The following is a 10,505-nucleotide window of genomic DNA, read 5'->3' on the forward strand; positions in this document are numbered from 1 at the left end:
GGGGCGGGAGCGCGTCAGAAGAACACCCCGCACCGCAGCAGCACATTGGCGTACGGCGCCGCCTCGCCGGTGCGCACCACCAGCCGGGCGTCCCGCGAGCGCACCTTGAGCTCCTCGTGGGGGACGAGGTGCAGTCCGGGCAGCCCCGCCAGCAGCGCCGCGGCCGCCGGATTGGCCTCCCGCACCTCGCGCGCCGCGACGGCGCCCTCCACGACCAGCTCCTCCAGCAGCCCGTCCAGCACCTCGGCGAAGGACGGCACCCCGGCGCGGAACGCCAGGTCCACCACCCGCGGCCCCGCCGGTATCGGCATGCCCGCGTCGCACACCAGCACCTGGTCGGTGTGGCCCAGCTCGGCGAGGGCGCCGGCCAGGTGGCGGTTCAGGATTCCGGACCGCTTCACAGCGCCGCGACCTCCTCGGCCGTCGGGTAGGACGCCTGGGCGCCCTCCCGGGTGACCGCCACCGCGCCGACCCGTGCCGCGTACGCGGCCGCCACCGGCAGGGACTCGCCGAGCCCCAGCCGCCAGGCCAGCGCCGCGGTGAACGCGTCGCCCGCGCCCGTGGTGTCCACGGCGTCCACCCTCACCGACGGCACCCGCGTGACGTCCCCGCCCGCCTCGGCGGTCACCGCGCCCCGGGCGCCCAGGGTGACCACCACCGAGCGGGGCCCCAGCGCCAGCAGCGCCCGCGCCCACTCCTCGGGACCGTCGCCCAGCGCGCCGTCCCCGGCGATCACCCGCGCCTCGTGCTCGTTGACGATCAGCGGGTCGCAGGCGGCCAGCAGCCCGGCCGGCAGCTCCCGGGGCGGCGACGGGTTCAGCACGAACCGCGTCCCGGGCGCCAGCAGGCGCACCACCTCGGTCACCGTCTCCAGCGGGATCTCCAGCTGCGCCGAGACCACCGGCGCCGGCCGCAGCACCCGGTCGGCCACCGCTCGCGCGTCCTCGGGCGTCAGCCGCCCGTTGGCGCCGGGCGACACCACGATGCTGTTGTCGCCCGACGGGTCCACGGTGATCAGCGCGACGCCCGTGGGCGCCCCGCCGGCCGCCACCGCGGCGGTGTCGACGCCGGACGAGGACAGCGAGTCCAGCAGCAGCCGCCCGTGCGGGTCGTCGCCCACCCGGGCCACCAGCGCCGTGCGCGCCCCCAGCCGGGCGGCGGCGACCGCCTGGTTGGCGCCCTTGCCGCCCGGGTGGACGGCGAGGTCCGAACCGAGCACGGTCTCCCCGGCGGCGGGCCGCCGCTCGACACCGATCACCAGGTCGGCGTTGGCCGACCCGACGACCACCAGGTCGTAGTCGTACATGCCTTCTTCCCTCGTCTCCCTCGTCACCGTCACCGTCGTCGGCAACCGTCAGCCGCCGAACGAGCCGACGTTCTCCTTGGTGACGACCTTCACCGGCACCTTGACCAGGTCCTTGAGGTCCTTGCCCTCGGCCGCGTCCAGCGCGTTGCGGACCGCGATCCTCCCGAGCTCGGTCGGCTGCTGGGCGACGGAGGCGTAGAGGGTGCCCGCCTCGACGGCCTTGAGCCCGTCCGGGGTGCCGTCGAAGCCGACGACCTGCACGTCCTTGCCGGCCCTGGAACCGAGCGCCTTGGCGGCGCCCAGTGCCATCTCGTCGTTCTCGGCGAACACGCCCTCGATGCCGGGGTGCGCCTGCAGCAGGTTGGTCATGACGTCCAGGCCCTTGGTGCGGTCGAAGTCCGCGGGCTGCTTGGCGACGACCTCGATGCCCGGGAACTCCTTCAGGCCCTCGGCGAAGCCCTGGCCGCGCTCACGGCTGGCGGAGGTGCCCGCCTGGCCCTGGAGGATCACGATGGTGCCCTCGCCGCCCAGCTTCTCGCCCAGCGCACGGGCCGCCATCCGGCCGCCCTCGACGTTGTCGGACGCGACCAGCGCGTCGATCTCGGCCTTGTTGACGCCGCGGTCCACGGCCACCACCGGGATGTCCGCCTTGTTGGCGGAGCGCACCGAGGGGCCCGCCGCGTCGGAGTCCACCGGGTTGACGACGATGGTGGACAGGCCGGAGCTGGTGAAGTTCTGCAGCTGGTTGGCCTGCTGCGAGGCGTCGTTCTGCGCGTCGGTGACGGTCAGGTCCACGCCCAGCTTCTCCGCCTCCTGCTCGGCGCCCTGGCGGATCTGCACGAAGAACGGGTTGTTCAGGGTGGAGAGCGACAGGCCCACCTTCTGCCGGGCCGCCGCGTCGGAGCCGTTGTGCAGGAAGGACATCGCGGCCACCACGGCCGCCGCGACCACGGCGGCCAGCAGGTAGGTCACCGCCTGCCTGCCGCGGTTGCCGCCGCCCGCGGGGGAGGCCGCCGCCGGGGTCGCGCCGGCCTTGCGGCGGACGGTGTCCAGCAGGACGGCGAGCGCGATGACCACGCCGATGACGACCTGCTGCCAGAAGGCGGAGACGGAGAGCAGGTTGAGGCCGTTGCGCAGCACGGCGAGGATCAGCGCGCCGATCAGGGTGCCGGAGGCCTTGCCGACGCCGCCGGCCAGCGAGGCGCCGCCGATGACGACCGCGGCGATCGCGTCCAGCTCGTAGCCCTGCGCGGCCTGCGGCTGCGCGGAGGACAGGCGGGAGGCCAGCACGATGCCCGCCGCGGCGGCGAACAGGCCGGACAGGGCGTAGATCGCCAGCTTCTGCTTCTTGACCTTCAGGCCGGACAGCCGCGCGGCCTCCTCGTTGCCGCCGATGGCGTACATGGAGCGGCCGATGTAGGTGCGGCCCAGGACCAGGGCCGTGATCAGGCCGAGGACGACCATGACCAGGACCGGCACCGGCAGCCAGCCGCCGAGGGTGTCACCGAGGTGCGAGACCGACTCGGGGAAGGGGATCGGGCTGCCCTGCGAGATCACCAGCGACAGACCACGGGCGATCGACAGCATCGCCAGGGTGGCGATGAACGGCGGCAGCTTCCCGTAGGAGATCAGCACACCGTTGACGAAGCCGCAGGCCAGGCCGGTGACCACGGCGAGGATCACGGCGATCCAGACCGGCACCCCCTCGGAGGTCGCCATCCACGCCAGCACGGTCGCCGACAGCGCGGCCACCGAGCCCACCGACAGGTCGATGCCCGCCGAGACGATGACGAAGGTGACGCCGAACGCCAGGATGGCGGTGACCGCCGCCTGGACGCCGATGTTCAGCAGGTTGTCCGCCGTCAGGAAGTCGCCGGACAGCGCCGACATGGCGACGACCAGGACGATCAGCGCGGTCAGCGCGCCGTTGTCGAGAAGAATGCGGCGCAGGCCGCCGGCGCCACTCGCGCCCGGCGTGCTCTTGAGCGTGTCAGTGGCCACGGGGGGCCTTCCCTTCCTCGTCGCCGGCCTCGTCGCCGGCGGTGTTCGTGGACTGCGTGGAGACGGCGAGGGCCATCACCGCGTCCTGGGTCGCCTCCTCGGCGGGCAGTTCGCCCGCGATCCGGCCCTGGGCCATCACCAGCACCCGGTCGCTCATGCCGAGCACCTCGGGCAGGTCGCTGGAGACCATCAGGACCGCCGCTCCGGCGGCCGTGAGTTCGTTGATCAGCTGGTAGATCTCGACCTTGGCGCCCACGTCGATGCCGCGGGTCGGCTCGTCGAGGATCAGCACCCGGGTGTCGGCGAGCAGCCACTTGCCGATGACGACCTTCTGCTGGTTGCCGCCGGACAGGGTGCGCACCTGCTGGTCGAGGCCCGCCATCCGGACGCCCAGCTGCTCGGCGACCCGGCCGGCCGCCCGCCGCTGGCCCTTGCGGTCCACCAGCCCGGCCTTCGTGGACGACCGGAGGGTGACCAGACCGAGGTTCTCCGCCACGGAGGCGTCGAGCACCAGGCCCTGGCCCTTGCGGTCCTCGGGGATCAGCCCGATCCCGGCGTCCAGCGCGGCGTTGACGTCGTGCCGGCGCAGCTTCCCGCCGGCCACCGTCACCGTGCCCGCGTCGTAGGGGTCGGCGCCGAAGACGGCGCGCACCACCTCGGTGCGGCCCGCCCCGACCAGGCCGGCGATGCCGACGACCTCGCCGGCCCGGACCTCGAAGGAGACGTCGTGGAAGACGCCGTCCCGGGTGAGTCCCTCCACCCGCAGCAGCGGTTCGCCCGCCTCGGCGCGCTCGCGCGGGTACTGCTGCTCGATGGAGCGGCCCACCATCAGGCGGACGAGCTCGTCCTCCGGGGCGGAGGCCGGGACCTGGCCGACGCTGCGGCCGTCGCGGATGACGGTGACGCGGTCGCCGAGGGCGGCGATCTCCTCCAGGTGGTGGGTGATGAAGACGACGCCCACGCCGTCCTCGCGGAGCCGGCGGACGATCGAGAAGAGCTTCTCGACCTCCTCCGAGGTGAGCACGGCGGTCGGCTCGTCCATGATCAGCACCCGGGCGTCCAGGCTGAGCGCCTTGGCGATCTCCACCATCTGCAGGCGGGCGATGCCCAGTTCGCGCACCCGGGCGCGCGGCGGGACCGGCACCCCGACCCGCCCCAGCAGCTCGGCGGCCTCGGCCTCCATGCGGCGGCGGTCGATCATCCCGAACCGGCGGGGCTGCCGGCCCAGGAAGATGTTCTCGGCCACGGTCAGGTCCGGGACCAGGTTGAACTCCTGGTAGATGGTGGCGATGCCGAGCTTCTCCGCGTCCTGCGCGCTGCCGATCGTCACCTCCCGGCCGTCGACCAGGATCCGGCCCTCGTCCGGGCGGTGGGCGCCCGAGAGCGTCTTGATCAGGGTGCTCTTGCCCGCGCCGTTCTCGCCGAGCAGGACGTGCACCTCGCCGCGCCGCAGGTCGAAGTCGACGCCGTCGAGCGCCACCACGCCGGGGAAGGCCTTGCGCACTCCTTCGATGCGCAGCAACTCGTCCGTGTCGCTCACGGGTCGCTCCTCTTCTGGGGATGGGTCTCGCCGTCCTCGCCGCACGAGCGGCGCACGACGAGCCGGGCGGGGAGGGTGACGGACCGGGCGGTCCGGCCCTCGATGCGGTCGACCAGGGCGCGCACGGCCGCGCGGCCGAGCGCGCCGGTCGGCTGGGCGACCGCGGTGACCGGCGGGTCGGTGTGCACGAACCAGGGGATGTCGTCGAACGCCGCCAGCGCGATGTCGTCCGGCACCCGCAGGCCGCGCGAGCGGACGGCGTCCAGGGCGCCGAGCGCCATCAGGTTGTCGGCGGCGAACACCGCCTCGGGGGGCTCGGGCAGGTCCAGGAACCGCTCGGTGGCGCGCCGGCCGCTCTCCGCCTGGAAGTCGCCCTGGCCGATGTAGTCGTCGGGCAGGGCCAGCCCGTGGGCGGCCAGCGCCTCGCGGAACGCCTCGACGCGCTCGCTGCCGGTGGTGGTGGCCGCGGGGCCCGCGATGATGGCGAGCCGCCGGTGCCCGAGGCGGTGGAGGTGGGCGACCAGTTCCCGCACGGCGTCCCGGCCGTCGGACCGGACCACGGGCACGTCCACGTCGTCCGCGCCGGGGATCCACCGGTCCACGAAGACGACCGGGGTCCCGGCCCGTGCGGTGTCCAGCAGCAGCGGGGTGCCGCCGTCGGTGGGGGAGACCAGCAGACCGTCGATGCGGCGGTCCGACAGGGTGCGGATGTGGTGGTCCTGGAGCTCGGGGCGTTCGTCGGCGTTGCCGATGATCACGCTGTAGCCGAGGGCGCGCGCCTCCTCCTCGACGGCCCTGGCTAGCTCGGTGAAGTAGGGGTTCATGACGTCGCTGATGACCAGCCCGAGGGTGCGGGTCTGGTCGGTGCGCAGCGACCGGGCGACGGCGTTGGGGCGGTACCCCAGCTCCTCGACCGCGGCCAGCACCCGGGCGCGGGCCTCCTCGCTCACCGAGGGGTGCCGGTTGAGCGCCCGTGACACGGTGGCGACGGAGACGCCGGCGCGCGCGGCGACGTCCTTGATGCCTGGCATCCGCGGTTCCACCTCCTTGTGGAAACGATTACACGGGTGATTGGAATCGATTACACGGCTCGATGGCAAGACCTCGGCGGGGTTTGTGACGCAGCTCGCTCATGTGAGCGGTGGTGATCTTCGGTGAGTGGTGCCGGGTGCGCGGCGGATGCGCGGCGATCACCGGCGCACGCGGCTACCGCCGAGTAGCATCGCGCCGTCCCCGTCCCGCGCCGCCCCCGTCCCGAGGAGTTCCGATGTCCCGCTCGCCCCTCGCCCTCGCCGCCCTCCTCGCCACCGCCGGCGTCGCCCACTTCGCCCGCCCGCGGATCTTCGACGGCATCGTCCCCCGTGGCCTGCCCGGCTCCGCGCGCGCCTGGACCTACGCCAGCGGCGCGGCCGAACTCGTCCTGGCGGCCGGCCTGGCCGCACCCCGCACGCGGCGCGCGGCCGCGCTGGCCACCACCGCCTTCCTCGTCGGCGTCTTCCCCGCCAACGTGAAGATGGCCAAGGACTGGAGCCACCGTCCCGCGCCGCTCAGGGCCGCCGCCTACGGCAGGCTCCCGCTGCAGGTCCCCCTCGTCCTGTGGGCGCGCGACGTCGCCCGCAAGAGCTGACCGCCGCCCGGCGGGCGGGGGTTCTCCACAGGCCCGGCGGCGCTGTCGCCCCGCGGCGGTAACGTCGAACCATGGCAACTCCGCCCGCTCGCAAGCCCGCCGTGCTCGAAGGCGTGCTCGAACGCGTCACGTACGCCAACGAGGAGAACGGCTACACCGTCGCCCGTGTGGACACCGGCCGCGGCTCGGGCCCGGGAGAACTGCTCACCGTCGTCGGCGCGTTGCTCGGGGCCCAGGTCGGGGAGTCGCTGCGGATGGAGGGCCGCTGGGGGTCCCACCCCCAGTACGGCAAGCAGTTCCACGTCGAGAACTACACCACCGTCCTCCCCGCCACGGTCCAGGGCATCCGCCGCTACCTCGGCTCCGGCCTGGTCAAGGGCATCGGCCCGGTCTTCGCCGACCGCATCACCCGCCACTTCGGACTGGACACGCTCCAGATCATCGAGGAGTCGCCGGAACGCCTGGTCGAGGTCCCCGGCCTCGGTCCCAAGCGGACGGAGCGGATCGCCGCGGCGTGGGAGGAGCAGAAGGCGATCAAGGAGGTGATGCTCTTCCTCCAGACCGTCGAGGTGTCGACCTCCATCGCGGTGCGGATCTACAAGAAGTACGGGGACGCCTCGATCTCCGTGGTGAGGAACCAGCCCTACCGCCTCGCCGCCGATGTCTGGGGCATCGGCTTCCTCACCGCCGACAAGATCGCGCAGTCCGTCGGCATACCCCACGACAGTCCCGAGCGCGTCAAGGCGGGGCTCCAGTACGCCCTCTCCCAGTCCGCCGACCAGGGGAACTGCTTCCTCCCCGAGGAACGCCTGATCGCCGACGCGGTCAAGCTCCTCCAGGTGGACACCGGCCTGGTCATCGAGTGCCTGGCCGAGCTGGCCGAACCCGGCCCGGACGGCGAGGAGCCGGGCGTGGTCCGCGAGAAGGTCCCCGGACCGGAGGGCGACGGCGCCCTCGTCACCGGCGTCTACCTGGTGCCGTTCCACCGCGCGGAGCAGGCGCTCGCCTCCCGCCTGCTGCGGCTGCTGCGCGCCGAGGACGACCGGATGCCCTGGTTCCGGGACGTCGACTGGGCCAAGGCGCTCGGCTGGCTGCGCACCCGGACCGGCGCCGACCTGGCGCCCGAACAGGAGGCCGCGGTCAGGCTGGCGCTGACCGAGAAGGTCGCCGTGCTCACCGGCGGGCCGGGCTGCGGCAAGTCGTTCACGGTCCGCTCGATCGTGGAGCTGGCCCGCGCCAAGCGCGCCAAGGTGGTGCTGGCCGCGCCCACCGGCCGGGCCGCCAAGCGGCTGGCCGAACTCACCGGCGCCGAGGCCTCCACGGTCCACCGGCTGCTGGAGCTCAAGCCCGGCGGGGACGCCGCCTACGACCAGGACCGCCCGCTCGACGCCGACCTGGTGGTGGTCGACGAGGCCTCCATGCTGGACCTGCTGCTCGCCAACAAGCTGGTCAAGGCGGTCGGTCCCGGCGCCCACCTGCTCTTCGTGGGGGACGTGGACCAGCTCCCCAGCGTCGGCGCCGGCGAGGTGCTGCGCGACCTGCTGGCCGACGGCGGCCCGATCCCCTCCGTCCGCCTGACCAGGGTGTTCCGGCAGGCCCAGCAGTCCGGCGTGGTCACCAACGCGCACCGGATCAACGCGGGGCGGCCTCCGGTCACCGACGGGCTCAAGGACTTCTTCCTGTTCGTCGAGGACGACACCGAGGAGGCGGGCCGGCTCACCGTGGACGTCGCCGCCCGCCGGCTGCCCGCCCGCTTCGGCCTCGACCCCCGCCGTGACGTCCAGGTGCTCGCCCCCATGCACCGCGGCCCGGCGGGGGCGGGGGCCCTCAACGGGCTGCTCCAGCAGGCGGTCACCCCGGCCCGCCCCGGTCTTCCGGAGAAGCGGTTCGGCGGCCGGGTCTTCCGCGTGGGGGACAAAGTGACCCAGATCCGTAACAATTATGAAAAGGGGAAGAACGGGGTGTTCAACGGCACCGTCGGTGTCGTCACCTCGCTCGATCCGGACGAGCAGCGGCTGACGGTGCTCACCGACGAGGACGAGGAGGTGCCCTACGACTTCGACGAGCTCGACGAACTGGCCCACGCCTACGCGGTGACCATCCACCGCTCGCAGGGCAGCGAGTACCCGGCCGTGGTGGTCCCGGTGACCACGGGCGCCTGGATGATGCTCCAGCGGAACCTGCTCTACACGGCGGTGACCCGGGCCAAGAAGCTCGTCGTCCTCGTTGGCTCACGCAAAGCCATCGGTCAGGCGGTGCGGACCGTGTCCGCCGGAAGGCGCTGTACGGCGCTGGATTTCCGGCTCTCGGGCCGACTCTCGGGACCCCGTCCGCCGGAGTGAGGATTCTTTTCGATAAAAATGATCGATCAAATGGGTCGCAAAGGTCACAGGGACCTTTCGCATCCCGTCCGGGACGGGCAGGATGAACAGGTTGACGGCACTGAGTGCCGCCGATGGGCCCGATGGTCGACCCCGAGTGCACTCGCCAGAGCCAGTTGGGGGAAGGTAGAGGCGGTCAGGGCACCTCGAAGATGAGGACTAGGTCGGTGAGGGAAGACGTGAGCGACAACTCTGTAGTACTGCGGTACGGCGACGGCGAGTACACCTACCCGGTGGTCGGCAGCACCGTCGGCGACAAGGGCTTCGACATCGCGAAGCTCCGGGCTCAGACCGGTCTGGTGACGCTGGACAGCGGATACGGCAACACCGCGGCGTACAAATCCGCGATCACCTACCTGGACGGCGAGCAGGGCATCCTGCGCTACCGGGGCTATCCGATCGAGCAGCTCGCGGAGCGGTCGACCTTCCTGGAGGTCGCCTACCTGCTGATCAACGGCGAGCTCCCGACGGTCGACGAGCTCACGACGTTCAAGAACGAGATCACGCAGCACACCCTGCTGCACGAGGACGTCAAGAACTTCTTCCGCGGCTTCCCGCGGGACGCCCACCCGATGGCGATGCTGTCCTCGGTGGTCTCCGCGCTGTCCAGCTTCTACCAGGACAGCCACAACCCGTTCGACGAGAAGCAGCGGCACCTCTCCACCATCCGCCTGCTCGCCAAGCTTCCGACGATCGCGGCCCACGCGTACAAGAAGTCGGTCGGCCACCCGTTCGTCTACCCGCGCAACGACCTCGGCTACGTCGAGAACTTCCTGCGGATGACGTTCTCCGTGCCGGCGGAGGAGTACGAGCTCGACCCGGTCGTGGTCTCGGCCCTCGACAAGCTGCTGATCCTGCACGCGGACCACGAGCAGAACTGCTCCACCTCCACGGTCCGCCTGGTCGGCTCCTCGCAGGCGAACATGTTCGCCTCCATCTCGGCCGGCATCAGCGCCCTCTGGGGCCCGCTGCACGGTGGCGCCAACCAGTCGGTGCTGGAGATGCTCGAGGGCATCCAGGCCAACGGCGGCGACGTCGACTCCTTCATCCGCAAGGTGAAGAACAAGGAGGACGGCGTCCGCCTGATGGGCTTCGGCCACCGGGTGTACAAGTCCTTCGACCCGCGCGCCAAGATCATCAAGGCGGCGGCGCACGACGTCCTCTCGGCCCTCGGCAAGTCCGACGAGCTGCTGGACATCGCGCTGAAGCTCGAGGAGCACGCGCTCTCCGACGACTACTTCGTCTCCCGCAACCTGTACCCGAACGTCGACTTCTACACGGGTCTGATCTACCGGGCGATGGGCTTCCCGACCGAGATGTTCACCGTGCTCTTCGCGCTGGGCCGCCTGCCGGGCTGGATCGCGCAGTGGCACGAGATGATCAAGGAGCCGGGCTCCCGCATCGGCCGCCCGCGCCAGATCTACACGGGCGTCGTCGAGCGCGACTTCGTCCCGGTGGAGGAGCGCGGCTGACCTCGGCCGTCCCACGCCTCGCAGGAGCCGCCCCGGCCTCGCCGGGGCGGCTTCGGCGTGCTCCGGGGCCCCGGGGGCCTTCGGCGTGCTCCGGGCTCTCGGGGGCCTTCGGCGCCCTCCGGGGGCCCGGGGGCGGCACGGGAGGCCCCGGACACCCCCGGGCGTCCGGCGGTGCTCC

The 10,505-nt window shown here is 72.4% G+C and carries 8 protein-coding genes; 3 read left to right on the plus strand and 5 right to left on the minus strand.

Features of this window, described 5'->3' with window-relative positions; translation table 11 throughout:
* Positions 1-14: 14 nt before the first annotated feature.
* From rbsD to A2U95_RS13985, 5 genes are read right to left on the minus strand one after another with little or no spacing between them, the layout of a single operon-like run.
* Positions 15-401 (minus strand): D-ribose pyranase, encoded by a 387-nt coding sequence (rbsD, locus tag A2U95_RS13965; RefSeq protein ID WP_166022428.1) that lies wholly within the window; start codon positions 399-401, stop codon positions 15-17.
* Positions 398-1,306 (minus strand): ribokinase, encoded by a 909-nt coding sequence (locus A2U95_RS13970; protein WP_166022431.1) that lies wholly within the window; start codon positions 1,304-1,306, stop codon positions 398-400. The genes rbsD and A2U95_RS13970 overlap by 4 nt, the downstream gene beginning before the upstream one ends.
* 48 nt (positions 1,307-1,354) lie before the next feature.
* Positions 1,355-3,307 (minus strand): ABC transporter permease/substrate-binding protein, encoded by a 1,953-nt coding sequence (locus tag A2U95_RS13975; protein WP_166022433.1) that lies wholly within the window; start codon positions 3,305-3,307, stop codon positions 1,355-1,357.
* Positions 3,297-4,847, minus strand: a complete 1,551-nt coding sequence (locus tag A2U95_RS13980) for a sugar ABC transporter ATP-binding protein (RefSeq protein ID WP_166022435.1) — start codon at positions 4,845-4,847, stop codon at positions 3,297-3,299. Before A2U95_RS13980 ends, A2U95_RS13975 begins: the two co-directional genes overlap by 11 nt.
* Positions 4,844-5,878, minus strand: coding sequence for a LacI family DNA-binding transcriptional regulator (locus A2U95_RS13985; RefSeq protein WP_166022437.1), 1,035 nt, complete (start codon positions 5,876-5,878; stop codon positions 4,844-4,846). The genes A2U95_RS13980 and A2U95_RS13985 overlap by 4 nt, the downstream gene beginning before the upstream one ends.
* Before the next feature lie 236 nt (positions 5,879-6,114).
* Between A2U95_RS13985 and A2U95_RS13990 the strand changes: the two genes are divergently transcribed.
* From A2U95_RS13990 to A2U95_RS14000, 3 genes are all read left to right on the plus strand, one after another.
* Positions 6,115-6,474, plus strand: a complete 360-nt coding sequence (locus A2U95_RS13990; RefSeq protein WP_166022439.1) for a DoxX family protein — start codon at positions 6,115-6,117, stop codon at positions 6,472-6,474.
* 71 nt (positions 6,475-6,545) lie between these two features.
* Positions 6,546-8,816 carry an SF1B family DNA helicase RecD2 gene (gene recD2 / locus A2U95_RS13995; RefSeq protein WP_166022441.1) on the plus strand — a complete coding sequence of 757 codons (2,271 nt, stop codon included), beginning with the start codon at positions 6,546-6,548 and terminating at the stop codon, positions 8,814-8,816.
* A 218-nt stretch (positions 8,817-9,034) separates the two neighbouring features.
* Positions 9,035-10,327: a citrate synthase gene (locus A2U95_RS14000; RefSeq protein WP_166022443.1), complete on the plus strand. Its 1,293-nt coding sequence runs from the start codon at positions 9,035-9,037 to the stop codon at positions 10,325-10,327.
* Positions 10,328-10,505 lie beyond the last annotated feature (178 nt).

Source organism: Streptomyces chilikensis (assembly GCF_001642695.1).
Classification (GTDB): Bacteria; Actinomycetota; Actinomycetes; order Streptomycetales; family Streptomycetaceae; genus Streptomyces; species Streptomyces chilikensis.

Bases quoted from the DNA above. Each gene is read 5' to 3' on its own strand.
- recD2 (WP_166022441.1), top strand. From the start codon at position 6,546: ATGGCAACTCCGCCCGCTCGCAAGCCCGCCGTGCTCGAAGGCGTGCTC.
- A2U95_RS13990 (WP_166022439.1), top strand. From the start codon at position 6,115: ATGTCCCGCTCGCCCCTCGCCCTCGCCGCCCTCCTCGCCACCGCCGGC.
- A2U95_RS13970 (WP_166022431.1), bottom strand. From the start codon at position 1,306: ATGTACGACTACGACCTGGTGGTCGTCGGGTCGGCCAACGCCGACCTG.
- A2U95_RS13985 (WP_166022437.1), bottom strand. From the start codon at position 5,878: ATGCCAGGCATCAAGGACGTCGCCGCGCGCGCCGGCGTCTCCGTCGCC.